Origin of the sequence: Novipirellula methanifontis (assembly GCF_052161655.1) — a bacterium.
Taxonomy (GTDB): Bacteria; Planctomycetota; Planctomycetia; order Pirellulales; family Pirellulaceae; genus Novipirellula.
Genome location: NZ_CP197418.1, coordinates 9,226,706 through 9,252,226 on the forward strand (window position 1 = coordinate 9,226,706; position 25,521 = coordinate 9,252,226).

Sequence of the window (25,521 nt, forward strand, 5' to 3'; positions counted from 1 at the left end):
TCAACACGCGTCAGTTTATACAGTACACCGCGATCGAAAAGCCCCGAACGAAAAATGCTTCTATCGCTTTCGCCCCTTCTTCTTTTGACGAGCTTCGTTCTTGCGTTTTGTCCCCACCCTTTCCTTGCTGTGCTTCGGACGCCCTGAGGACACTGGGCCAGGTTCTGAGGAGTGGTTTTTAACCAAGTCAAAAAACAACTGGCGTTCTTGAAGGTCGATTTTCGCGATCTGTACCGTCAACAAATCTCCCAATCGAAATCGATTTCCGTCGCGAAAACCGACCAATTGCTGGCCCTGACGCTCAAATCGATATTTGTCATTCGGCAATGCGGCGACTGGCAAAAATCCATCGACGGGAAGCTTGATACAACGGGCATGAATTCCGTCGGCAAAAACACGACTGATGACGGCATCGAGTTTTTCTCCCACTTTCTTCTTCAAAAAATGAAGCAGTTTTAACTCGATCAAATCGCGTTCAGCCTGTTGAGCATTGCGTTCCATATCGCTGCAGTGATGGCCGAGTCGCAACAAGGCCTGGAACGATTCATCAGGGGATTTCTGGCCATCAAGCAGCTTTTGCACCAACCGGTGAACCGACAAATCGGGATAACGACGAATCGGACTGGTGAAGTGACAATAATGCTCCATGTCCAACGCGTAATGTCCTTCACGCTGAGGTCCATAGACCGCCTTGTTCATCGATTTCAAAACCGAGAAGTTGACCGCTTGCTCCAGCGGCGTGCCAGCGACCAAGTCGAGCACACGCTGGATCTCGAACCGACTTTCGAGCGACTCAACGTTCAATCCCAAATCACGGACAAACACCTGCAAATCGCGAATTTTCCGTCGCTGCGGCGGTTCATGAATACGATGCAGGAAGTTCAATTCCAAATCATCCAACCACGAGGCAACGGCCTGATTGCCTGCCAACATGAATTCTTCGATGATCTGATGGCTCTCGGTGTTTTCTGACAAATGCGCGCCGCGAACTTTCCCGGACTTGTCGAAATCCAATTTGACGTCCGGCATGTCCAACGACAACGACCCGCCCTTGAAGCGAGCTTTTCGCATCTGCATTGCAAGCGTGTGCATCCGTGACAGCAGATCACAAATAGCATCTCCCCATGGTTCGCGCTGCGCGTCAGGGTCGGCCAAGAACTTGTCGACTTGCTCGTAGGCAAAGCGTTTGTCACTGAGGATCGCGGCGTTATGAACTTCGACATGCGTGATCGTCAGATCGTCAAGCATTTCGATTTCGACCGTCTTGGTCAATCGAATTCGATCCGGCTGCAAACTGGCTAAGTGGTTACTGATGATTTCAGGAATCATCGGAACGACACGATCGGGCAAATAGACGCTGGTTGCCCGGTTTTTAGCTTCTTCGTCCAGCACGCTTCCTTCGGGAATAAAGCTGCTAACGTCGGCGATGTGCACCCACAGACGCCAACGCCCCTCTTCTCGCTCGAGCGAAATGGCATCGTCAAAGTCGCGAGCATCAAACGGGTCGATCGTGATCGTCAGCAACTTGGTCAGATCTTTGCGTCCCTCTGGCACGACCTCGTCGTTAAACGCATCCGCTTGCTCGCGTGCTCCATCTAACACGTTTTCAGGAAAGTTATCGGGCAATCCGTACTGACGCATGATCGTCAGCGTGTCGATTGCCGGATTGGTGCTGCTGCCCAAACGCTCCAACAACACCGCTTCGCCCCCGTGACCATCGTCGTCCGGGAATTCGACCATCTCGACAAATACTTTGTCGTCGTCGCTAAGCGGCAGGCCGCGAACATCGCCAATCGAAACGGGTTGGCTGTAGGGAGTCCCATCGAGGAACACGGCAGGCTCGCCTTTGATCAGGCGAAACGTGCCCGTGAATTGACGTCGAGCACGCTGGAGTATTTTGACAACGACGGCCTCTTGGCCTCCCTTGCGACTCGGCTGCAATTTGACTTCGACGACGTCGCCTTCGAGGGCGCCATGAGTCGAACCGGGCGGCACAAAAAGATGCTCGGCAATTTCGCTGTCGTCATCATGTTCGCCGGGGCGAACAAAACCAAAGCCACCGCCCATCGCGCGACGGAAGGTGCCGCGAACAAAATCGCTGCCTCCTTCGAAGGCGCCAGCAGGAATCACTAAGTGATTCGATCCGTAAACCACGCGGCCTTCGATCACGAGTTGTTTGACAACTCGCCGAAGCTCGTGATAGCCATCGGAATCCAGCTTTAGCGCGGTCGCGATATGCTTGGGCTTGCTAGGGCGGTAGACAGACGAGCTGATATGACGAAGCAGCTGGTCGGTTAATTCGGGTGATACATCCATTTAGGAAAAGATATCCGATTGATAGGTTCCGAACACTCCACCTGTGGAGACCGGCGGCCTCTTACGACACAGAAAGTGCTCGTCAGGCATCTTATTGGGCTGTAAAGCACCAAAACCGCTTGCGATTATAAGAGAAATCGTGGAATGCGGCAGTCGCAAATGAGTGATGCCGCGCGGAAAGAGCCTGGGGATTGAAGAGTTAGACGCAGCGACGCGACAAAAGGTTCACTTTATTTGCGCCGCGACCGTGCCACCCCCACTGCTGAAGACGCGATCAGGTTGGATTACAATTGCCTCCCTCTCTCCGACTCTCCCCCTCCGAAAGCCTCCCGATGCGAAGCCTGTTCTTTTTTGCGGCCCTGTTGCTGCTGGTACCGCTAACCCTCGCCGATGGTCCCGGCGACAACGTTGCCGACAACGTTCGTGCGGTTCCCCCCGTTGGAATCGAACTTAGCGAGGCCGATCGGAACGAACTCAGTGACGGATTGGCAGAGCTGAATGCAAAAATCGAGCAGCTCCGCAAATCGAAAGATTTGAGAGTGCAATCGCTGATGCCCGATGTCGAGATTTTCTCGCGAGCGATCCGAGACGCTATTGCGCACCGCGAACTGTTTCACAAAAACGACATTGGCAAAGCCCGCCAAATATTGGCCGAAGGACACGCTCGTGCGGACTCACTCAAAAACGGCAACGCCCCCTGGACCACGCAAACCGGCTTGGTCGTGCGAGGATTCAAGTCGCGTATCGACGACACGGTTCAGCCCTATGGTGTTGTGGTACCCGAGTCGTACGAATTCAGCGGAGCGAGCGAGTATCGAACCGACGTGTGGCTACACGGACGCGGCGAACGGTCCACGGAATCGCTTTTCATTCACGAACGAATGAACCGCATTGGACAAATCTCGCCCGCCAACACGCTCGTCGTGCATCCCTATGGTCGCTACAGCAACGCATTCAAATTCGCGGGCGAAATCGATGTACTCGAAGCCCTCGACCACGCCAAGTCGCAATACCGCGTGGATGAAAACCGCATTAGTATCCGCGGCTTTTCGATGGGCGGGGCAGGCTGCTGGCAATTCGCAGTGCATTACCCCTGTCAATTTTTTGCCGCTACGCCTGGCGCCGGTTTTTCAGAAACCCCTGAATTTTTGAAATCGTTTCAAGGCGAAACTTTGATGCCGACTTGGTACGAGAAAAAGCTGTGGCAGTTGTATGACTGTACCGGATACGCCGCAAACTTGTTCAACATACCAACAATCGCTTACAGCGGCGAACTGGACATCCAAAAACAAGCTGCCGACATAATGGAACAAGCGATGGGCGATCAAGGACTGAAGCTAACGCACCTGATCGGCCCCCAAACCAAACACGCCATTCACCCCGATTCGCTGAAGACCATCGAAAGCAAACTTGCAAATCTTGCTCAGCAAGGGCGTGACCGAACGCCCATGACAATCGACTTCACCACCTACACGCTACGTTACAACCGTTCGTTTTGGTTAACCGTCGATGAACTAGCCGAGCACTGGAAACGTGCGACCGTCAGCGCCACCTTGTCAGCTCCCGAAAACACGATTCGCTTAACGCTCGATGGCGTTCGTGGACTTCAGATGGATCTCGCTGCAGGAGACGCCCCGTTTAATCTTCGCCAACCCGTGCAAATCGAGGTCGTTGATTTCAGCGCCAACAACGACAGCGAAACTGCTGCGAGCCGGCAAATCCTGGTGGGACCACGTCCGGAATCGGACCGATCATGGCAATGCCAAATCCATCGTGATGGCAATCAATGGAAAATCGGCTCACGTCCTGTGTCGTCCGGCGTCCAAAAGCGACATGGCCTGCAAGGACCGATTGATGATGCGTTCATGGATCGATTTATCATTGTCGCCCCCAGCGGCAAAGGACTTCACCCCGAGACCGACGCATGGGCAAGATCGGAATTGGATCATTTGGTGCGTGAGTGGCGTCGCCAGTTCCGCGGCGATGCAATCGTCAAAAAGGACAGTGAAATCAGCGACGAGGACATCGCGACAAGCCATCTGATCGTGTTCGGAGATCCCTCGAGCAACTCGTTTCTAAAATCGATCCACAGCGAACTTCCCATCACCTGGTCCAAGGACGAAGCCAGCCTGATGGTCGGGGACAATGATAAACGCGTTGACGCTGCACATCACGCCCCTGTAATGATCTACCCGAATCCCAAAAACCCGAATCGTTATGTGGTCATCAACAGCGGGTTTACGTATCGCGAGTACGCCTATCTAAACAATGCACGGCAAGTCCCCAAGCTTCCCGACTGGGCGATCATCGACATCCGCACGCCTGCGAACTCGCTGTGGCCCGGCAAAGTCGTCGACGCCGGATTCTTCGACGAAGCTTGGAAGCTGAAGTAGCGACCTGTTCTCATCATCGGCCAGCTCGCACGCCGATCCGCCTAAATCCCAACCCGAAGCGTCAGCGAGGAACCAGCCTCAATCAGCGTAGTCCCTCGCTGACGCGTCGGGTTGGAATGGTCACGTCTCGACGCCTTTTCGGTCCTGTGCTTAGTTACGTATCCCTGTCTACGTTGATAATACTCGATCCAGCTACGTCGGTAGCCAGTCAGTCTTGTGTCATAGGGACATCGCCGTTCATTTCATCTCTCCGTCGCTATTTATCCCAACCCGAAGCGTAAGCGAGGGACCAGCCTCAACCAACGACCAGCGTAGTCCCTCGCTGACGCGTCGGGTTGGGATGGTCACGTCTCGACACCTTTTCGGTCCTGTGCTTCCGTTACGTATTCGACGACAGTCGCTAGCGACTCGTAGTTCAAGACGTATCGGATACTGCCACGCTCCGCCCACCAATTCTCACGTGTCGACAGTGAATTTTCTTTGAGCCGGCGGGTGCACCACGCCTTGATGTCCTTGCGAATCTTCTTTGGTTCAGTGTTGGCGGCTGAGATAACAATGTGAGCGTGGTTGGACCGACAATCAACCGCGTGCAAGGTCCATCGCCGGAACTCACAGGTTTCAGCGACTTGTGCTGAAACAATCTGACGCTGCGAAAATGTTAGCAAGCATTGCTTCTCCGTCATTCGCGTCTCGCACATTTGTTCGAGATTACGGTTGGGCAGCTGCCAACCGTGACGGTATTCGATCCAGCCACGCTGGTTGCCCGGCAGCCACGTTCCATACGTCGGCCACGTGATGAAGAATGCAATCGGATCCTGCATGGGGACGTCGCCATTCATTTCATCTCTCCGTCGCTAATTATCACAACCCGAAGCGTTAGCGAGGGACCAGCCTCAATCAGCGTAGTCCCTCGCTGACACTTCGGGTTGGGATGATCACGGCTCGACGCCTCCTCGGTTTTGAGCTTCTGTTACGGATCCCTGTTTACGTTGATGATACTCGATCCAGCTACGTCGGTAGCCAATCAGCCTTGTGTCATAAGGGCATCGCCATTCATTTCACCACTCCGTCGCTATTTATCCCAACCCGAAGTGTAAGCGAGGGACCAGCCTCAATCAGCGTAGTCCCTCGCTGACACTTCGGGTTGGGATGATCACGGCTCGACGCCTCCTCGGTTTTGAGCTTCTGTTACGGATCCCTGTTTACGTTGATGATACTCGATCCAGCTACGTCGGTAGCCAATCAGCCTTGTGTCATAAGGGCATCGCCATTCATTTCACCACTCCGTCGCTATTTATCCCAACCCGAAGCGTCAGCGAGGGACCAGTCTCAACTAACGACAAGCGTAGTCCCTCGCTGACGCGTCGGGATCTGGGGCCTAAAACGTTCACCGTCGGTAGCGGGGTTTTCATTACTTTGCGTAACCAGCTTTCGGGGAGAACCTATCGAACCTTCGCTAAACGCGGCGGGTAAAATCGGGTAAAACGGCGGCTTGCTAAATGACACCCGATTTTCTTATGGAACGGACCCAATATGCTCCCTGTTAGCCAAGTGATTCGTGACCGGCGGACGATCAAACCGACGCAGTATTCTGACCATGATGTGGACGAGGCAATCGTCTACGAACTACTCGAAAATGCGAATTGGGCTCCGACGCATGGTATGACCGAGCCGTGGCGATTCACCGTGTTCAGCGGCGATGCTCGAAATCGACTGGCCGAATTCTTGGCCGAGACCTACAAGAGTCTGACGACCGAGGATACGTTCAAGCAAAAGAAATACGACGGGATGCGTGCCAACGCAACTTGCGCTCCGGTCGTGATCGCGATTGGCATGAAACGCCAAGCAAGCGAAAAGATCTCGTTGTTAGATGAGTTATTGGCCGTCGCTTGCGCCGTACAAAACATGCACTTAACCGCAGCCGCTCATGGGCTAGGTGGCTTTTGGTCGACCAATGTTGCTGCCACCAGCACTGCGATGCGAGACTTCATCGGGCTGAATGAGAACGACCAAGCCCTTGGTTTGTTTTATCTCGGCTATCCGAAAGGCGATTGGCCCGCCAGCAGTCGCGGAGCGATTGAGAACAAAGTGCGCTGGGTTCGCGAATGAGCGACGTAGCACAAAGGCAGCAAGAGTTTCGCGGTGCTTGCTAGACGATCCGAAACGCTTGATGCGTGTTGCGGCCTGGATTGAAGCAAGCCGGCCGGTGGGAACCGGCCCTACGTCTGAGACGAAACTCTTGGCGAGTTTCGCTACGAGGGTTTCGCTACGAGGGCTTCGCTACGAGATGGGGATGCTATGACGCGTCTGGAAGCCTATCCCACACCTTATTCGGGTTCGTAGGCCAAGTTCGGGCTGAGCCAACGCTCGATTTCCGAGAGCGGCTGGCCCTTTCGTTTGGCGTACGACTCGATTTGATCCTTCGTCATCCGCTCGACAGTAAAGTAACGAGCCTCGGGATGCCCGAAGTACAAACCGCTGACCGCAGCACCCGGGTACATTGCATAACTACTTGTCAATTCGATCCCCGCGTTTTTCTCGGCGTCAAGCAGATCAAACAACGTTCGCTTTTCGGTGTGGTCCGGACAGGCCGGATAGCCCGCGGCCGGGCGAATCCCGCGATACTTCTCGTCGATCATATCCTCTTTGGACAATCCTTCGGTATTACCAAAGCCCCAATCATTGCGTGCGCGTTCGTGCAACAATTCGGCAAACGCTTCGGCAAATCGATCCGCAACCGCTTGCACCATGATCGCATTGTAATCATCGAGGTCCGTTCGGAATTTCGTCGCTAACTCCTCCGCACCAATCCCGCTGGTCACGGCAAAGCCACCAATGTAGTCCTCGCGACCGCTATCGACCGGAGCGATGTAATCGGCAAGCGAACGATAATCCGATTGTCCCTTGCGTTCCCATTGCTGACGCAAGAAATGCAATCGCGTCAGTTCTTTCGAGCGTGATTCGTCGGTATACAGAATCACGTCTTCGCCAGTACTTGCCGCAGGCCAAAAACCGTACACTGCGTTCGCTTTGAGGGAACCGTCGGCGATAACGCGATCTATCAATGCATTGGCGTCGTCGTAAATCTTCCTGGCTTCAACTCCAACCGTTTTGTCGTCAAAAATCTTAGGAAATTTGCCCTTCAATTCCCAAGTCATGAAGAATGGCGACCAATCAATGTAGGGTCGAATTTCCTCGAGTGGAAAGTCCTTCAATACTTGCAAACCGGTAAACGACGGCTTGTCAATTTGCGTGGTTGCCCAATCGACGGTGAATCGTTTTTCGAGTGCTTCGGCATACGGCACCAGCTTCTGTTGACGATCACGGAAACTCGCGACCAGCTTCTTTTGAGTCTCAACGTTGGTGGCAATAAACTCGTCACGATGTTCTTTACTGAGCAAGCGTTCGACCACATTCACGCTGCGACTTGCATCGAGCACATGGATTACGGGCCCGTCATATGCCGGACAAATCTTGACCGCCGTGTGTTTGGCGCTGGTGGTTGCACCACCGACCAACAACGGCATCGTCATTCCTGCACGCTTCATTTCGCGTGCGACATGTGTCATCTCATCAAGACTTGGCGTGATTAGACCGCTGAGTCCAATCATGTCCACACCTTGTTTGACCGCTTCTTCCAAGATCCGTTCCGCCGAGACCATCACGCCCAAGTCGATGACCTCGTAGTTATTGCACTGCAACACCACGCCGACGATATTTTTGCCGATATCGTGCACGTCTCCTTTGACCGTGGCAATCAAGAACTTGCCACGCGCGGCATCATTTTCGGTCCCTGCTAGACGTTTTTCTTCGTCCATGAACGGTTCTAAATAGGCCACCGCTTTTTTCATCACGCGAGCACTTTTGACGACTTGCGGCAAAAACATCTTACCCGCACCAAACAGATCGCCGACGACTTTCATGCCGTCCATCAACGGACCTTCGATCACTTGCAGACACTTGTCAAAGTGCTGACGTGCCTCTTCGGTGTCTTCGACAATGTACTTGTCGATGCCTTTGATCAGCGCGTGCTTCATTCGCTCGGCGACCGATTCGCTTCGCCAAGTCAGATCTTCGCCTGATTTCTTTTTGCCGCCGCCTTTGACGGTTTCAGCAAATTCAAGCATCCGGTCGGTCGCATCGGGGCGGCGATTGAGCAGCACGTCTTCGACACGCTCGAGCAGTTCCTTGGGCACCTCTTCGTAGACTTCCAACTGTCCCGCGTTGACGATCCCCATGTCCAAGCCGGCCTTGATCGCGTGGAACAGGAACGCACTGTGGATCGCTTCGCGGACAGGATCGTTTCCGCGGAAACTGAAGCTGATGTTACTCACTCCACCGCTGGTTTTTGCGCCAGGACATTCCTTCTTAATCCGTGCTACGGCGTTGATAAAGTCAACGGCGTAGTTGTTATGCTCTTCCATTCCCGTCGCAACGGTCAGGATATTCGGGTCAAAGATGATGTCTTCGGGTGGGAAGTTGATCTTCGTGGTAAGCAAGTCGTAGGCACGTTTACAGATCCGCACCTTGTTCTCTTCATCGGCGGCTTGGCCCTCTTCGTCGAACGCCATGACCACGGCGGCCGCACCGTATTGGCGGACCAGTCGAGCACGACGCAGGAACTCTTCCTCGCCGTCTTTGAGCGAGATCGAGTTGACGATCGCTTTGCCCTGAACGTTACGAAGGCCTGTCTCAAGCACTTCCCATTTGCTGCTATCGATCATCACCGGGACGGATGCGACCACGTTATCCCCGGCGATCAGACGCAAGAAACGCTCCATCGCGGCCACGCCATCGAGCATGCCTTCGTCGAAGTTGACGTCGATGATGGTCGCGCCATTTTCAACCTGTTCGCGCGCGACTTCGACCGCTTCCTCGTATTTGTCTTCGCGGATCAGACGAGCAAACTTCTTACTGCCGGCCACATTGGTTCGTTCGCCGATCATGGTGAACGGGATTTCGGGACGCATCACCATCGGCAGCTGGCCCGAGAGCCGGGTGTAAACCGGTCCGTGCGTTTCCTGTTTCGGTTTGCATCCCTTAACTCGCTCGGCCATCGCACGGATATGATCTGGGGTCGTGCCGCAACAGCCGCCCAGAATGTTCAACCAACCATTGTCGGCGTACTCGCCCACCTTTTCGGCCATCGCCTTGGGGCCGAGATCGAATTCACCCATTTCGTTGGGCAAACCAGCATTGGGGTGGCACGAGATCGGAATCTCGGCGACATGCGAAAGCTCTTCGATGTGAGGCCGCATCACATCCGGGCCGAGGGCACAGTTCATGCCGACCGACAACAGCGGAAAGTGATTGATCGCGGTCCAAAATGCCTCGACGCTTTGCGCGCTGACAAACGTACGTCCACCGTCACCAAACGTGCCGCTGGCCATCACGGGAACTCGGCGACCGCCCGCGTCATAGAAATCTTGGATCGCAAACAAACACGCTTTCAAGTTCAGCGTATCGATCGCGGTTTCGGGCAACAGGATATCAACGCCGGCGGCAACGAGCGAATTGACCTGGGCGCGATAGCTATCGACCATCTCTTCGAACGTGGCACCTCGGTGAGCCGGGTCTTCTTCGGTGCTGATCGCCAGTTGTTTCGTGGTCGGGCCGATCGATCCAGCGACAAAGCGGGGTTTATCAGGAGTCCGTTCGGTCCACTCGTCGGCGGCTTTGCGAGCGCACGCCACGGCGGCATGATTGATTTCATCGACCAATTCGAGCGGCAGTCCAAACTCGATCATCCCGACTGGCGAGGCACCAAAGGAGTTGGTTTCGACGATGTCGCTGCCCGCTTCGTAGTAGGCTGCGTGGATCGCCGTGATCTTGTCAGGGTGGGTCAGACAAAGAATATCTGAGAAATTCTTCAAATCTTTTTTGGGATCATGATCGGCAAATCGCTCGCCTCGCACTCCCGCCTCGTCCAATCCGAGACGTTGGATCATGGTCCCCATCGCCCCATCGAGCAGCAGAATCCGTTCGCGTAAAAGCTCGGAAATAACAGATTGAGTCGTTCCAGATTGAAGCATTGCGCCGCGTATTATTAGCGAAAAATGGCAGAAGTGAGCATTTCAAGGACACGTATCTTCGTTTCCCGTTCGCAGTTTCACAAGGTGATGCGTGTTTCTGCGGGAAAATTCCAGTGTGTTGCTGGCATTGAAGGGCGTCATTTCATCTTGATCAATCGGCAAAGTTTGTCTATTCCGCAGATTCCTAAAGATCAACCATGTCGCGCACCGATCTAGTCCTATAGGGGATCCGACTCGGCTCGCCACATTTTTCAGTATTGCTTGAAACGCCTCGCACTCGTGTATCAGGAAGATCACATGACCGTCTCGCAAAAAGCCACGCAAGACGTCAGACGCTCACCAGTCAGAGCGGCAGACGAACGCTCGATGGGCGACGAGCACGCATCCACCGCACTGCCACCGACGCTGTTTAAGCTCAAGAATCTGACTCCGAACAAGCCAGCCAACACGACACCGTCGGCGAGTGAGCTAGAAACCGCGGCGGTTGCACCGCCAACCGTTACGGAATCGGTGCCAGCATCGCACGCGATTCCTACAACCAAAGCCTCACATCCGCGTGATTCGAGCGTCGCATCCGAGCTGCATACCGCATCAAATGCGAATGCTGCGACAATCTGCGACACCGCGATTCAAGCTGCAACAAAGAGCCCCACAAATTCGGCATCGATTCCTTCGTCCGACCCGAGTCTTTCGCACGTATTTTTCGAAGAAGAACCTGAGGTCCCTGCGAAATCCAAGGCTCCCGCCGTCACACTGGCCCCGCAACCGCAGAAACGAAATTGGCAACAACTGATCAGTGCCAATGCACTTGTGATTGCGATGCTGCTGTTGGTGATCATTTTTGCAGTGAAAGTAAGTCGCCGAGCGACTCAATCGTCAAGCGAACCATCGATTGCCGATTCACAGCTGACCGATCTGCTTCCTCCCGAAGATTTGGTTGTGTTTGCGGATGAAGACATGGACACTGATTTATCAAAGCACGTTCCCCCCGCCCCCGCGACCAAGCCGCCTGCGAAGGCAAACGTTGCCCTGATGTCACCTGATCCGTCGCCCGCCACGATGACGGCATCGGAATTCGACGCCGCCGCACCGGCAAACGATCCAAAATTGTCCGCAGGAACACCGGCAAGCACGGTCAGCAACACTCGCGGAATCGATCCAGCTATCGCCGCACTGAACGCAACCGTCCATTCGCACAAGCCGCCAACGTCCGACTTTTCCACCTCGCCAATTGAAACTTCCAACGTCATGAAATCCGGCGGAAACTCGCCCGATTCCGAACTGCCCGATTTGTCGGCTGCCAAACCGACCTCGGTAACCCCTCCGGCACCGACAACGCCCCAAGAATCGGCCACTCCACGTGGCATTTCGAACTGGGAACAGTACTTGCCATCGCAACCGGTTGCGAACTAAATCACTCGCACGGTGATTTCGCATCTCTCTCATCTAACGACATCAAGCTTCAAAATTTCACTGCTCGGTAAGAAACATGACTGCTAACAACCAGGCCTTTGTCAAAGCCTTTGCAAGACGAAACCGCAACGCGGACACGAATTCGTCCCACCAGCAGAATCAGCCTGGCGTGGAAACGAAGTCACCGTCGAGTGCATCGGCAACATGGTGGATCGATGAAACGGATGACCAAAAAATCCGTGCGGATCATGACGCTGTCGAACAGGTGCCCGCTCCGCATTTTGGTGGCGACATTCGCGTTACGAATCTTCGCGATGAAATTGCGGCCGAATCCGAAGACGCGATGGAATCGTTTCCCGAACCGGAATCGGATCCGATCCCCGATCCAAACGTGCTGGCCTCGCTGCAACACACGATTACATCGTTTGCCAGCGAGTCGTACTCGGGAACCAGTAACATCATTGGCAGCGGATTCACTCCCTTTGTCGCCCAAGAGCTGAACGAAAGCATTGTAAAACCTGCTGCGGCACCGAAACCGGAAACCGCCCCCAAGCCAGCGACAGCAAAAGCAACAGCTCCCACCTCAATGCCCGCTGCGACGGCTCCCGTTGCCAAGGCGGCAGTGAAGGCACCGCCGGCTCCTGAAGCAAAGATCCAATCGGAATCAAAACCGAAGTCGCACGAAGCGTCGATCATCGAGCTGCAACGCATCTTGTCGAGCAAGACCGCCGCCGCTCGAACGACCAGCCAGCGCAAAACGCAAACCGAAACGGCAGCGATCCAGCCACAGGCAAAAGCAGCCGAAGTGCTTCCGCCGCCTGCATCTGCACCCGCAATGCCGGCTGTAAACGCGACCCCAGACGCCGATCGCGTCGAGGTTGTGGAAACAACGCCTAGTTCAAATCCAGAAGCAGCTCCTGCTGTTGCTGCGAAGCTGAAAGCTGCCTGGGAAGTTGACCAATTTGACGTGTCAAGCAACGTCGCAAAGCTGTTTTTTGATGGCGAAGTGTTCCAAATGGTGGCCGAACAGATGCTCGGCGCCGTGCAAACCGGGCTCGATAGCGTGTTGGTCACCAGCGTGCATCCCGAAGAGGGCCGCAGCACCGTTGCCACCGGCGTTGCCATGGCAGCCGCCGCAGCCGGCATCCGAGTCGCTCTGGTGGACGCCGATCTTGTGACGCCAACGCTCGTCGATGAACTGAGCTTGGATGTTGAATACGGATGGCTCGACGCCCTTCGCGGCGGGATGTCGCTCGGCGAGATCGCCGTGCATGCGATCGAAGATCACGTGACGCTGTTCCCGCTGTTCCCCAGTGCGCCGGCTGGGCAAGCGACGACGGCCGAGATTGCGATGTTGATTCAAACGCTAAAAGAAAACTTCGACCTCGTCATTATCGATGGACCGCTTGGTAACACGCCTGTGGCCCGCTCGATCGCGAGCCTTGTCGAAAGTGCGATGATCGTTCGCGACATCGAAAATACGACGAACGAAGAGATCAACGCGTTGTCGAATCAACTGCTCGAATCGGGCATCCAAGGCATCGGTGTCGTCGACAACTTTGCCTGATCCACACGTCTCAAGTAGCGGATCTTGCTAAAGATCCTTCGCGCTAGGGATCTTCAACAAGATCTTTACGGGCCCCCCTGATCGTGGCAGAGCCTCTAACAGCAACCGCCGCTATCGCAGCAGCCATCGGATCCGCTGGACGGTGAATCCGAAGCGATTTGCAATTGGTAGGTTTGAGTTTGATTGGCGACCGGCAATCCGGTTGTCTGTTTCTGCTGCTTCGCGGGAACACGAATGAAGTGACTCGCGTAAGGTTCGCGAGACAACATCGCGAACGTTCCCGGATAGACCGCTGTCATTTCACCACGACGGTACTCGTCTCCCTCGTCGTCACGAATACTAGCGAACGGTCCTCGATACATCACCTGGTCTTCACACGTGGCGTAAGGTGCGCTCTGGACATTGCCCTTGTACGCGATCACGGTTGCCGAGCGGAATTCGATCCCTTCGACAACTTGCCATGGTTCCGGTTGCATCACAACCACTTCGACGCCATGGAACCCGGCCTCTTCGAACGCGCGAACAAAATCTTCGTCTCGTAGGGCACCGGAAATACATCCGCTCCACAACGTTGCGTCTTGCTGAAGATGCTCGGGGACGACTTGATCGGCAACGATATCGCTGATCACGGCACGGCCGCCGTTTTTCAAGACGCGAAAGATCTCTGCAAACAGAGCTTGCTTTTCCGCAGAATCGACCAAGTTCAACACGCAATTGCTGACCACGACGTCAACCGAATCGTCGGCGATCATCGGCTGTTCACGACGCTGGGTGGTAATGAACGACTCCAAGTGTCGCAGGGTCGCCTCGTCGGTGACCGGATTGGATTGCAGAAAGCGGTCGACGGCATCGCGATCGACCGCCATGTCTTGGATGCGCCCTTTGCAGAACGTGATGTTGTCATAGCCAATTGCGTCAGCGACAACCGGCTGACTGTTTCTCGCCAGCGTCAACATTTCGTCATTCATATCGACGCCGATCACTCGGCCCGACTTGCCGACGACCTGCGAGGCAATGAAACAAATCTTGCCTCCGCCGCTGCCAAGATCCAATACCGTCTCGCCTTTGCGAACGTATTTGGAAGGATCGCCACAACCATAGTCACGCTCGATGACTTCGTTTGGAATGATCTTCAAAAAGCTAGCGTCGTAATCGACTGGACAGCACAGAGCTGGTTCGACGGCCTGAGCGGCAGCTGAGTAACGCGATGCGACGGCGTTTTCGGTATCAAGACTTTTCGACATGAGTTCTCTGTGTCAATTCAAAAGTGAGTTTGCGTGGCCCTGTTTTGCCGGGCCCTGTTTTGCCTTGGCCTGTGTGGACGGCGTCCAATCGAACGATTTAGGGGATCTCGTCAATCGATCTAGGCGACAACAGGTTAGCGAAAACCCAATTCGTGACGAAGGGCACTGACCAATCGGTCGACTTGATCGAGATCGTTGTAGGCCTGAAGTGCAATACGAAGCAGATGAGTTCCGGGTTGGATCCCAGGAAAGACCGGGCATTCGATATTGTATTTCTGACGCAGCCGCGATTGTAGCGTGTTGTGGTTATCACTCGCGTTAGAATTATCACGTTTCGGCAATGGCACCGTCACAAGGCTGCCCATCATTTCAGCCGGCGTCGTGACCTCGATCCCCAATCCGCGAGACAACACTCCTAACGCATCGATCGCGAGATTTCGATTGACTTGCATCCATTCATCCAATCCGCCCGGATAAAACGAACTCAAAAACTCAATCGCTCGCGGCAATGCCAAAATCGGTGTGGGATCAAACGTTCCCTTCCAATCAAATTCCGCGAGAAATTGCGATCGATTCGGACGCGGCAGGTTCGCCGCGTGGCTGATGATCGTCGGCCGCACTTCGCTCTGCCATTGGGGGTGCACCCACAAAAACCCCGACACTTTGGGTGCACACAGCCACTTGTGGTGATTTGCCGTGTAGTAGTCCACCCCCAGAGTGCGAAGATCCAGCGGAACCATGCCCGGCCCATGTGCTCCATCGACCAATACGCGGATGCCGCGACGTTTTGCCAGTTCCGCAACCGCTTGAACGGGAAAGACTAATCCTGTGGGACTGGTGATATGGTCGATCATGATCAATCGCGTGCGATCATTGAGATGCTGCCCGATCGCATCAACCACTTGGCCAGGATCGCGAATCGGAAAGGGCACATTGGCCACTCGCACCGTCGCGCCGCCCCGATCGGCTGCGAATTTAGCCGCGTTGATACACGCATTGTAACCATGGTTGGTCACGACCATTTCGTCGCCATTGGCAAACGGAAACGAGCGAAGGACGGCGTTCACCCCGTCCGTCGCATTGAGCACGAACGCGACGTCGCGATCATCAGCGCCGATCAATTGAGCAAGCACACCACGCACGTGATCAAGCTTGGGTTCCAATTCGCGTTCTGGAGCCAAAAAGCGAATGGGATCACTTTCCAATTGGTCCCGAAAAGTCTGCTGAGCCTTCAGCACGACGGTGGGCACGGCGCCAAACGAACCGTGATTGAGAAAGTCAAGTTGCGGATCGAGTTGCCAATGACGTTTCATGTCGTTTCCGCTAGCCATTGCGTCGACCTCTAAAGCGTTTCACAGGGTAGCCCAAAAGCATCCGCGACAGGTTGATGGACCACTTTACCTTGATGAATATTAACGGCAGATCGCAGTGAGGCAGAGGCATTGACCGATTCCATCAAGCCGGCACTGGCAATCCGAATCACCCACGGCAATGTCGCGTTGCAAAGGGCAAACGTACTCGTCCGTCCCACGGCACCGGGCATATTGGCAACACAGTAATGCACCACATCGTCGATAATATAAGTTGGACTGCTATGCGTGGTAGGGCGAGTGGTTTCGATGCAGCCTCCCTGATCCACCGCGACGTCGATCACCACGCTGCCCGGCTTCATCCGTTTCAAATCTTCGGCTCGCACCAATCGAGGCGCCTTGGCTCCGGGAATCAATACCGCACCAATCACCAAATCGGCGCGTTCGAGTTGTTCGAGAATGTTATGTCGGTCGCTGTACATGCAGTTGACGTTGGCGGGCATCACGTCATCGAGGTAGCGAAGTCGGTCGAGGTTGACATCGAGAATCGCCACGTCAGCGCCGAAGCCTGCCGCGATCTTTGCCGCGTTGGCACCGACCACGCCGCCGCCCAGGATGGTAATGTGTGCTGGTGCAACGCCAGGCACCCCGCTGAGCAAAATGCCACGGCCCATCTGTGGTTTTTCGAGATACTTGGCGCCTTCTTGGATACTCATCCGCCCCGCCACTTCGCTCATCGGGGTCAATAGTGGCAACCGCCCCTGTTCGTCACGCAATGTTTCGTAGGCGATGCAGGTCGATCCTGTTTCGAGCATGCCATCGGTCAAATCACGGCTGGCGGCAAAATGAAAGTAGGTAAACAGGATTTGCCCGGCCCGTATCTTGGCATACTCGCCGGGCTGAGGCTCTTTAACTTTGATGATCAGATCGGCTCGCTCGAACACCTCGTCGGCGGTTTCGCACAGCTCGGCACCACATTGTAGGTAGTCTTCATCGATCAACCCCGAGCCCACGCCGGCGCCGGATTGGATCAGGACTTGATGGCCGCGAGCGACCAACTCTTCGACTCCCACCGGCAGCAATGCCACGCGATATTCGTCGGTCTTAACTTCGGTAGGTACCCCAATGATCATGTTAGATTCCTTCTCAAGAAGCGAGGCGAGTGGCCTTGTACCCCCAAGCGGCAAGACGGCCAACGGGCGCAAGTAAGGTTAGAGCAAGTCGCAGTAGCGAGACGATTTTAAGGCAATGTACGATTGCACTGCTGGTCCGTCGACTGCTTCATCGCTCTGATGTTTTGCCGGTTTCGAATTGCGCCCTACGATTTGCAATTACGTTGCGGATTCAGCCTGCAGCGGCCGGGCTTCTTTGGATAATCGAGCGATCATAGTGGCTAAGCGATCACGGAGCTCGACGAGCAACGGATCTTCGACACCCCGAGGCGCCTTCTCGGCAGGCACCGGGATTGCGGAATCAAACTCGATCACCGCATGCAGATCGATCCCCACATCCGCTTTGCCCCACAACGATTCCTGCATCCGCTGGATCGTTTCGACGATACGTGAATCGGTCACGTCATCAGACTCGAGATAACAATTGGGATAGGAGACTAACTCCTGAGCCAGATCGGCGGCCACGATGTCGTTTTTCAATCGCACCTTTTCTTGTTCATCGGGATTTTCCGAAAACCAAACCGAAGAGACTTTGGTGCGAATCGCACGAACTCGGGTTCGCAAATCGGCATCTCCCGAGGACATTTTCAGTCGTGTCTCGGTGTCGTTGAGCAGACGGTTGATCAACTCATCGCGACGCTTAGGAAGGTCCCCCGACCGTGTGCTGCCCAAGTATTGGACCTCGCGAAGAGCCAATAGCGCTTCGGCAAGACGGATGGTGCGACTGAGAATCGAGGGGTTTAGCGACGTCGTCCATCCCAAATGGGACTCCATTTTGGACAGCTGTTCATTCGCCCATGAATCGATTCGATCTTTACACAAGTATTTGATCGCAATCGGGTGCATCACGACCTTGCCGCCATGCTTTTTATCGCGGCGTCGCGCGGCAGCCCGAGCCATAAACGTGACGCCATCGAGCAGCGGTTTGAGCACGTCGTTAGTGCGATTAGTGGTCCCCTCGGGAAACACGATTAAGGGACGCTCGGCATCAGCCAATATATCGATCGCCGTATCAAGAGCTTTGCGATCGGATCCCTCGCGAAAGATACTGAACGCTCCCATCCGGCGAATCGCAAAGGCGTCGAGCCAACCGTCATTGAACAAGTGCCACGATGCCATCGCGAAAACGTGTGTGTTGGCGTGCCGGGCGGGCCACCCTAAGACAAGTGGATCGGCGTAGCGACAATGATTCGGTGCCAGCATGATACCGTCACCGCGAGCGAGCGACTCGTTGAAGACATCCAGGTTGCGGCATTCGTACGAAACCACGCCCTCTTTCTTTCGCAGATAGCGGTCGACGATCCGAAATTGCTGAATGAACGAGGGCCACAGATTGTTACGGCTAGGCGGCACAAACTGATACGGCCGATCGAGAATCACAGTCACGTTGTTGAAACTCTACTGCAGTATCTAAGGGAAATCCGTGAGACACGACGCACGGCAATGCGTCGTCAACGATATCGATTTAGCTCGCCGCTCGCCAGACGGCGAAGCGAAAGCGAGGGAACGAGGTAGATGGAATCCCTCGCTGACGCGTCGGGTTAAGAAGTCACGCGTCTGTTAGCCGAACTGCGCTGTCCAGCTAGGCTGATGTCATACGGGCCAAGTAAAACCCAATTGCGATCGCTACCACAAACAACGCAAACGCCAGCGCCCCCAACAACAACGGGTCAACCATCTTTTCATTGCGACGTCGCGAAGAATTCCCACCACGTCCGCTTGCATTTCCGATTTGGCTCGCCGAACTGTTGTAGATATCCGACTCTCCACCGACATGCACACTCGAACGCCCCGAGGATGCCTGAGGAAAACGCCCTGATCCTGCAGCCGCCTCGACTTGGCGGTAGGAGACACCGCTGCTGGGCCGGTAACCGGACTCGGCTTGCAAGTCGATGAAACTTCCATCTACCAAATCGGGACGCGGACGAACGTTGACCAACCGGCCACTATCACTGCTGCTGATTCCTTCATTGAGCAGCAAAGAGGCACGCGTGCTGGAAATCGTGTCGCCAGTCTTATTGGAAATCGTATCGTTTTGATTCTTTGAAATTCCCGAGTCATCGAAATTGATTGATGAACCTATTTCTTCATCCATGCGTGGTGCGTCGCCCAAGCCCGTTGTGACTTTGGCCCCCTTCGGCACACGAGTGACAAATCGCTCGAGCACGTCTGCGATTTCACTGGCATGTTGGTAGCGATACTTGGGATCTTTCTGAATCATCTTGACACAGATGCCTTCCAACTCGCCGGGGCAGTCGGGACGCAATTGACGAATCGACTTGGGCATCTCGGTTTGATGCTTGGCAATCCGCTGTGCCAACGTGCCGTCGTTAAACGGCGGCTGTCCGGTTAACAGATAATAGAAAGTACAACCGAGTCCGTAGATGTCCGCCCGATGGTCCACCGTGTGGCTGTTAAGCGCTTGTTCGGGCGCCAAGTAATCAGCGGTACCTAACACGTTTTCATTATTTGCCACCGTCAGCGATTCCTCGTCGCCCGAAGCAACCAAAGCCAAACCCATGTCCAACAAACGGACACTACCGTTTAGATCTAACAACAGGTTGGCTGGCTTGACGTCGCGGTGCACCACTCCTTTTTCGTGAGCGTGGTTGAGTCCGCGGGCGGCCTGGGCAATCAAATCAGCAGCGGTTGAAAAATCAAGAGGCCCGTCCCGTTTGACCAGCAACAGCAGATCGATGCCGTCGACATATTCCATCACGATGTAATGCACATCGTCTTCGTTATCGATGTCATACGCCAACACAATGTTGGGATGATTCAGAGAGGCGATCGCTTTGGCTTCGAGCTGAAAACGAGCCAAGTAGGTGGCATCATGAACACGTTTTTTCGGCAACACCTTAATGGCACGTTTGTCGCCCAACCGCATGTGTTCGGCAAGGTAGACACTGCTCATCCCACCCGAACCGATATGGCCGAGCAGTTTGTATTTACCGAGGAAAAAGCCCTTATATTTCCCGACAAGCAACTTATCGAGATGCCACTGGGTCAATAATCCTTGTCGCCGGAAAAGGGCCGCAAGCTTATTGGCGTCCGAGGGAAGTTTTCCTTCGCACTTAGCGCGCACCTTCTCTAGCAAGCGTTTCAAAGTCGCTTGCTCGACTAGACCACTTTTCTCGACCATCTCGAGAAACTTTTCCGTGGAAATCTTGGACATACCGTCCCGACGTTTCCTTGAAGGTTGTCAATTGCACGCGCGAAGAAGCATAACAATTTCTGGATCACGTGAATAACCTTATCCTAGCCGAAATTATACATTACGCGAATTTTTCACGTGCCAAATTCGACTCAAAGAGAAGTCTGTACACTTGTCACAGCCTTCGTATCGGCACCCCCACTTTGGTAGAAGCCATTTTTTTTGAAGGCTTGCTTGCTTTTCGAGTGATATCGCTCCGTTTCACTTCGAAAATCAGAAGTTTTGCCAATTCGTTTTTGCCAATTCGACCGGCGGCAATGGAGTCTGCGACACGGCTGCGACATGGCACTCAGATGGGGCAATAGACACCTCCCTGTGAGAATCTGGGCAAAGCGGCAAGGATATCCCAGAGCGAATCAGCCGAATCCTCGGAAAACTCAGTCATTTTCTGTCATCAGCACCTCTTTCTGCTCGAAACAACGGATGCCCCTTGATTCTTGAATCGTCTATTTTCCAACACATCACGTCATGCCGCGACGAACCATTCCCTTATTGCTGACGCTTGTAATCATTGCCCCTGGCTGTCATTGGGCGGATCGCAGGGCCCAGCAACGCGACCGCGATAACATGCATTTCGCGTTGCGGTCGAACCAGGAATTGAATCGACAAACGATTCAGTCGACACCATTGCCTGAACCACCCGTTCAGCTAGCGTCGGCCAATGCGGCCTTAAAAAACGTGGCGAAATCCCTCGCAAACCCCGCCGGAGACCTCGCCAAAGAGCCCACAGGCATGGCAGTCATTCCGCTGGTAACCGATCACACCGCCGCCAAACGTGAGATCTCGCTGCACGAAGCGATCGAAGCGAGTCTTAGCCAATCACGGATTGCACGCGTCTCGATTGGGGGACAGGTCACGACATCCGGAACGACTTTTTACGATGTCGAAGCTTCCGAAGCACGTCTGCAAGCCGCACTGGCGGCGTTTGATACGCAGTTTGAATCCCAGTTTTACAGCAACCAATTCAGCAATCCTCCGAACGCCTTTTTCGGCCCCGGTCTGAGCAAACCGCTCAAACGCGACGAAGGCGCCCTCACGGCATCGCTTTCCAAACCGTTGACCAACGGTGGAACGGTCTCAGCGGCGTACAACCCGAGCCCTGGTTACCTATTTCTGCCGGGTGCGACCACGTCGGGCTTCAATCCAACCTATTCAAGCGAGTTGGCGTTGTCGCTCCGCCAACCGCTGCTGCGTGGTGCAGGCGTCCAGGTCAACATGGCCCCCATTCAGGTCACGCGGCTGCAGCTTGAACAGTCCGCTTGGGAATTCAAGGGAACTTTGATGTCGTCGGTTCGCAGCGTCACCGAAGCCTTTTGGGACCTGTATCTCGCTCAAGTTGCGGTGGAGGAATACCGAAAAGTCATCCCCATTCTCGAAGAAATCGTTCGGATCCAAAAAGAATCGCTGGCAGCAAAACTTGTCATTCAAGCCGACGTCGCCAAGGCCCGTGCTCAGCTGCATTCCTATCAACAAGAATACATTCGCTTGCAGTCCGAGCGAGTTTCGAGCGAATTACGTTTACGCAATCTGCTAAAACTTTCGCCTGGCGAAGGCGGCACCCTGGTGGCGATCACCGAACCGACGGACCAGCAGATTCACGTCGACCCACAAGGGGCTTATTTTCAAGCGATCGACAACCGACCCGAAGTGGTCCGGCAACGACTCGAGGTCGGCATTCGGCGATTGGAAGTCCTGGTGCGCAACAACCAACGCAAACCCAACCTCGATTTCACGGCCCTCTATCGGCTGAACGGATTGGGCCAGAATCTTGGGAATGCATTAGAACAAATGGCAACTGCCGATTTCACCGATTTGCAGCTTGGCGTCTCGATGTCGATGCCGGTGGGATTACGTCAAGCCAAAGCGCTTTCGCAAGAAGCACGCGTGAACTTGGTGCGAGACAGCGAGTTACTGCAGCAGCAAATTTTTTCAGTGTCGCATGAAATCAGCGAATCGGCGCAACGGATTGAGTACACGTTCCAAGAGGTCGAGCAAGCGAAACTGCAACTCGAAGCGGCCGACGAGTGGACTCAAGGCGCAAAATTGCGTTATCAAAACCCGGCACCCGACTCGAGTGACGGCAATTGGATGCTGCCGTATTTGGATGACTACTACTTTGCCATTCGATCCCGCACCGACGCCGCCATTGCCGTTGCTGAAACGCTAACGAAGTACAACTTCGAGATGGTTCGCTTTGAAGAAATCAAAGGAACTCTGCTCGACTTTTTCGCCATCGATTACTTGGGCGACCCCTGCCGTCAATCCATTGCGTTGCCTCGAAATGTCGAGCCAGTCGTTTTAAATATGATGCACAATGATCCATGGACCGACGATCGTTTTGAAAGCTTCATTGAAACCGCAACCCAACCGTAAACTTCGTTTGCTCAGCACCATTCACCACATGAATTCAGTTCGAATCAAGCGAGCTCCGGCGTTAAACAACAGCACACCAAGCGGTTGCTTTTCCGAACGGATCCGACCAAATCCCGTCATGCCGGTTCGCATTAATCCGTCGCTGTTATCGAAAACGCAATAAACGGTCACCGTGCGTGGCGAGTTCAGGACAAGCGACTGTGCTGCCGGTGCGATGCGGTCCACTTTCGCTGGAATGCTGGTGAATGGAAGCGAGCGAGGCTTCAACGTGATCGGTTGCCCGGCCACTAAAACGCGGGCATCTTTTTCCGAGACCGAAATTTCCGCTTCAAGCTGCTGCAAATCTTCGATCACGCATAACGGCATACCTCGCTCGACAAACACCCCCACCCGTTCGCGAAACCGCGGCGTGATGACCGTTCCTCCAACGGGACACGTTACCGACTGTTGCGATTGCTGATGCAGCAGGTGATTCAGTTCTTCGCCGAGACGTTGCAATCGAGCTTTTTCGGCATCGATGTCCTCCGCCCGTGAACCTGCTTCTAACAGGGTCAGTTTCCCGACCGCGTCGGCCAATTCTTTCTCACGTCGCGCAAGTTCGCCTTCAAAACGAATCACACCCTCGGCCTCGCGAGAACGCATTTCCGCGACCGCTTGGCTTGCATCCAAGATCGCATCCTGCTGATTTTTTTGATGGGTCAACAATTGCTGACCTGCCAAGCCACCACGATCGTGAAGCGTTTGCATCTGAGCCAGAATCTGAGTGCGATATTCGACTTGTGCGTTTGCACGCTGGACCGTCAATTCAAGTGACGCCAACTCTTGAACCAAACTGCGTCGCGCTCTTTCCAGATCACTTTCCGCCAGCTCTTTCCAGTGCGTTGCCCGCTCGATACGTTCTTTTTGTTCGGTAATTTCTTCAGCACGAGGTCCACAATCCAAACGCCGCAACAGGGCTTCGGATTCTGCGATTTCCGATTTTTTCCGAGCAATGTTGCTGATCAACTCAGGCACCTCGATCATCGCCAACAACGAATCGGCCGCCACGAGATCGCCTTCATCCGCGTTGATCTCGCGCAGAAAACCGGCGATCGGCGCCCGCACTTCGCGGCGAACGACTGGACGAACATGGAATTCCCCGCCCGCACGGTCGTGAATCGGAATCACCATGATGGCTGCGAATACCGCGAGCCCCAAGAAGACGCGGAGTTTACGTGAGCGAAACATCGTACTGAAATTCTCTCCGAGTGTTCCTTTGAAATAGCTTTTCGTCGTAAACGAAAAGAAACCCAACGCGGCAATGACTCCGCCAATCCCCATCATCGATCTTAAATAGACCGATGCCTGAAAGCTCATCACACTTAAAAAACCAACGGTAAAAATCCAGTTTCCCGCCCCATACAACAACAATGCTGTATGCTCCGAACTCGGCTCCGGTTTCTTACCTCCCCACAACATCCATGTTGAATAGCCGATAAAGCGACTTCGCGCGCGACGACGCAAATTGTGGGTCTGTAACAGGTCACAGAGTGCATAATAACCGTCCAGCCGCATCAATGGGTTCATATTAAATGCGACTCGCAACCCACACGTGGACACGACAACCCATGCGGCAAAGTTCAATGCAGTGTCCGCCGAGGTCACTCGCCAAACACCGACTGCAACGATCCACACCAGATAGTCGACATAGGTTCCTGCCATACTAATTAGCAAGCGTTGCCAACGACTTGTTAATAACCAGGCATCCGAAACATTGCAGTAGAAGCAAGGTGTGAAAAAGATCGACAACGCCCCCATCTCATACACATCGCCGCCGTAGCGTTTACAGGCAAGTCCGTGTCCGAATTCGTGACAAATGGTGATCCCAATGGTCGTGACCCAGGCGACGACCAAAGCTTGCCAACCAAAATTAGCGGCAAATTGCTGGACAAACAGATCCCGTTGGACCCATACGGTTCCCAACGCGAGCATCCCGCCGAGGATCGCCATGAAGAACAAAACCGGGCTGAACAGCAATCGGGTTTTAGGCTCTAACCAATTGAGAGTTTCATTGGGATCGTAAAGCTTGACCCGAAAAAATAGCAGGCTCTGTTTTCGTGCCGCCTTCACACAACTGCGAATCAGCTCTCGAAAACTGGAGGGTGTATCCTTTTTCGACTTTGCGGGAAGTGAGTCTCTGGACGACGATCGCCGGAGCAGCCCTTCGCTTTTCGCCAAGGCGATGAAGTCACCAAATTCATCGAGTGAAATCGGTTCGTGAAAGTTCGTTTCAAACTGTACTGCGACTTCACCATACGTCATCTTGCCATCAAGGCTGGACAACAAGAATGCTTCTTGGGGCCCCAATCGCATGTAACGATTCTTACGCTGGTTCTTCACGACGCGGATCCCGTCCGGGTCCGGCATCGACATGCGTATGTCGTCACTCAGAGAAGGCGGTACCTCGGTAGCGACAGGAGTTTCAGTAGACATGGGACGGTGCAAACA

The 25,521-nt window shown here is 54.3% G+C and carries 14 protein-coding genes; 5 read left to right on the top strand and 9 right to left on the bottom strand.

Annotation, left to right across the window (positions count from 1 at the left end):
* Positions 1-60: 60 nt before the first annotated feature.
* Positions 61-2,316, bottom strand: coding sequence for a ribonuclease R family protein (locus tag SH528x_RS32840; protein ID WP_442507639.1), 2,256 nt, complete (start codon positions 2,314-2,316; stop codon positions 61-63).
* Positions 2,317-2,648: 332 nt separating this feature from the next.
* Here SH528x_RS32840 and SH528x_RS32845 point away from each other — a divergent pair, with 332 nt between their 5' ends.
* Positions 2,649-4,709 carry a prolyl oligopeptidase family serine peptidase gene (locus SH528x_RS32845; protein WP_442507640.1) on the top strand — a complete coding sequence of 687 codons (2,061 nt, stop codon included), beginning with the start codon at positions 2,649-2,651 and terminating at the stop codon, positions 4,707-4,709.
* Between the two features lie 344 nt (positions 4,710-5,053).
* Here SH528x_RS32845 and SH528x_RS32850 read toward each other — a convergent pair whose 3' ends face one another.
* Positions 5,054-5,548: a transposase gene (locus tag SH528x_RS32850; protein ID WP_442507641.1), complete on the bottom strand. Its 495-nt coding sequence runs from the start codon at positions 5,546-5,548 to the stop codon at positions 5,054-5,056.
* Between the two features lie 694 nt (positions 5,549-6,242).
* On the opposite strand from SH528x_RS32850, the gene SH528x_RS32855 reads away from it, so the two are divergent.
* Complete coding sequence (locus SH528x_RS32855; RefSeq protein WP_442507642.1) at positions 6,243-6,818, top strand: nitroreductase family protein; 576 nt, start codon at positions 6,243-6,245, stop codon at positions 6,816-6,818.
* Between the two features lie 218 nt (positions 6,819-7,036).
* Here the strand turns inward: SH528x_RS32855 and metH are convergent, their stop codons facing one another.
* Positions 7,037-10,741 carry a methionine synthase gene (gene metH, locus SH528x_RS32860; protein WP_442507643.1) on the bottom strand — a complete coding sequence of 1,235 codons (3,705 nt, stop codon included), beginning with the start codon at positions 10,739-10,741 and terminating at the stop codon, positions 7,037-7,039.
* 297 nt (positions 10,742-11,038) lie between these two features.
* Between metH and SH528x_RS32865 the strand changes: the two genes are divergently transcribed.
* Positions 11,039-12,154 carry a hypothetical protein gene (locus tag SH528x_RS32865; RefSeq protein ID WP_442507644.1) on the top strand — a complete coding sequence of 372 codons (1,116 nt, stop codon included), beginning with the start codon at positions 11,039-11,041 and terminating at the stop codon, positions 12,152-12,154.
* 76 nt (positions 12,155-12,230) lie between these two features.
* Entirely contained in the window at positions 12,231-13,721 is a 1,491-nt protein-coding gene (locus SH528x_RS32870; protein ID WP_442507645.1) for a division plane positioning ATPase MipZ, read from the top strand.
* Between the two features lie 95 nt (positions 13,722-13,816).
* Here SH528x_RS32870 and SH528x_RS32875 read toward each other — a convergent pair whose 3' ends face one another.
* The 5 genes from SH528x_RS32875 to SH528x_RS32895 all read right to left on the bottom strand — a co-directional run bounded on the left by SH528x_RS32875 (position 13,817) and on the right by SH528x_RS32895 (position 20,622).
* Positions 13,817-14,965 carry a methyltransferase domain-containing protein gene (locus SH528x_RS32875; RefSeq protein ID WP_442507646.1) on the bottom strand — a complete coding sequence of 383 codons (1,149 nt, stop codon included), beginning with the start codon at positions 14,963-14,965 and terminating at the stop codon, positions 13,817-13,819.
* 134 nt (positions 14,966-15,099) lie between these two features.
* A complete protein-coding gene (locus SH528x_RS32880) occupies positions 15,100-16,296 on the bottom strand; it encodes an aminotransferase class V-fold PLP-dependent enzyme (protein ID WP_442507647.1) in 1,197 nt (398 codons plus the stop codon).
* A gap of 11 nt (positions 16,297-16,307) precedes the next feature.
* Positions 16,308-17,408 (bottom strand): alanine dehydrogenase, encoded by a 1,101-nt coding sequence (gene ald, locus SH528x_RS32885; RefSeq protein WP_442507648.1) that lies wholly within the window; start codon positions 17,406-17,408, stop codon positions 16,308-16,310.
* A 198-nt stretch (positions 17,409-17,606) separates the two neighbouring features.
* Positions 17,607-18,833 carry a lysophospholipid acyltransferase family protein gene (locus SH528x_RS32890; protein WP_442507649.1) on the bottom strand — a complete coding sequence of 409 codons (1,227 nt, stop codon included), beginning with the start codon at positions 18,831-18,833 and terminating at the stop codon, positions 17,607-17,609.
* A gap of 196 nt (positions 18,834-19,029) precedes the next feature.
* On the bottom strand, positions 19,030-20,622 hold the full coding sequence (locus SH528x_RS32895) for a serine/threonine protein kinase (RefSeq protein WP_442507650.1): 1,593 nt from the start codon (positions 20,620-20,622) through the stop codon (positions 19,030-19,032).
* A gap of 507 nt (positions 20,623-21,129) precedes the next feature.
* Here SH528x_RS32895 and SH528x_RS32900 point away from each other — a divergent pair.
* Complete coding sequence (locus SH528x_RS32900; protein ID WP_442507651.1) at positions 21,130-23,034, top strand: TolC family protein; 1,905 nt, start codon at positions 21,130-21,132, stop codon at positions 23,032-23,034.
* Between the two features lie 21 nt (positions 23,035-23,055).
* On the opposite strand, the gene SH528x_RS32905 is transcribed toward SH528x_RS32900, so the two are convergent.
* Positions 23,056-25,506, bottom strand: a complete 2,451-nt coding sequence (locus SH528x_RS32905) for an efflux RND transporter periplasmic adaptor subunit (RefSeq protein ID WP_442507652.1) — start codon at positions 25,504-25,506, stop codon at positions 23,056-23,058.
* Positions 25,507-25,521 lie beyond the last annotated feature (15 nt).

Excerpts from the sequence above, each read along its gene's own strand:
- SH528x_RS32905 (WP_442507652.1), bottom strand. The coding sequence starts at position 25,506 with ATGTCTACTGAAACTCCTGTCGCTACCGAGGTACCGCCTTCTCTGAGT.
- metH (WP_442507643.1), bottom strand. The coding sequence starts at position 10,741 with ATGCTTCAATCTGGAACGACTCAATCTGTTATTTCCGAGCTTTTACGC.
- SH528x_RS32895 (WP_442507650.1), bottom strand. The coding sequence starts at position 20,622 with ATGTCCAAGATTTCCACGGAAAAGTTTCTCGAGATGGTCGAGAAAAGT.
- SH528x_RS32900 (WP_442507651.1), top strand. The coding sequence starts at position 21,130 with ATGCCGCGACGAACCATTCCCTTATTGCTGACGCTTGTAATCATTGCC.
- ald (WP_442507648.1), bottom strand. The coding sequence starts at position 17,408 with ATGATCATTGGGGTACCTACCGAAGTTAAGACCGACGAATATCGCGTG.
- SH528x_RS32875 (WP_442507646.1), bottom strand. The coding sequence starts at position 14,965 with ATGTCGAAAAGTCTTGATACCGAAAACGCCGTCGCATCGCGTTACTCA.
- SH528x_RS32840 (WP_442507639.1), bottom strand. The coding sequence starts at position 2,316 with ATGGATGTATCACCCGAATTAACCGACCAGCTGCTTCGTCATATCAGC.
- SH528x_RS32850 (WP_442507641.1), bottom strand. The coding sequence starts at position 5,548 with ATGAATGGCGACGTCCCCATGCAGGATCCGATTGCATTCTTCATCACG.
- SH528x_RS32855 (WP_442507642.1), top strand. The coding sequence starts at position 6,243 with ATGCTCCCTGTTAGCCAAGTGATTCGTGACCGGCGGACGATCAAACCG.
- SH528x_RS32880 (WP_442507647.1), bottom strand. The coding sequence starts at position 16,296 with ATGGCTAGCGGAAACGACATGAAACGTCATTGGCAACTCGATCCGCAA.
- SH528x_RS32870 (WP_442507645.1), top strand. The coding sequence starts at position 12,231 with ATGACTGCTAACAACCAGGCCTTTGTCAAAGCCTTTGCAAGACGAAAC.
- SH528x_RS32865 (WP_442507644.1), top strand. The coding sequence starts at position 11,039 with ATGACCGTCTCGCAAAAAGCCACGCAAGACGTCAGACGCTCACCAGTC.
- SH528x_RS32845 (WP_442507640.1), top strand. The coding sequence starts at position 2,649 with ATGCGAAGCCTGTTCTTTTTTGCGGCCCTGTTGCTGCTGGTACCGCTA.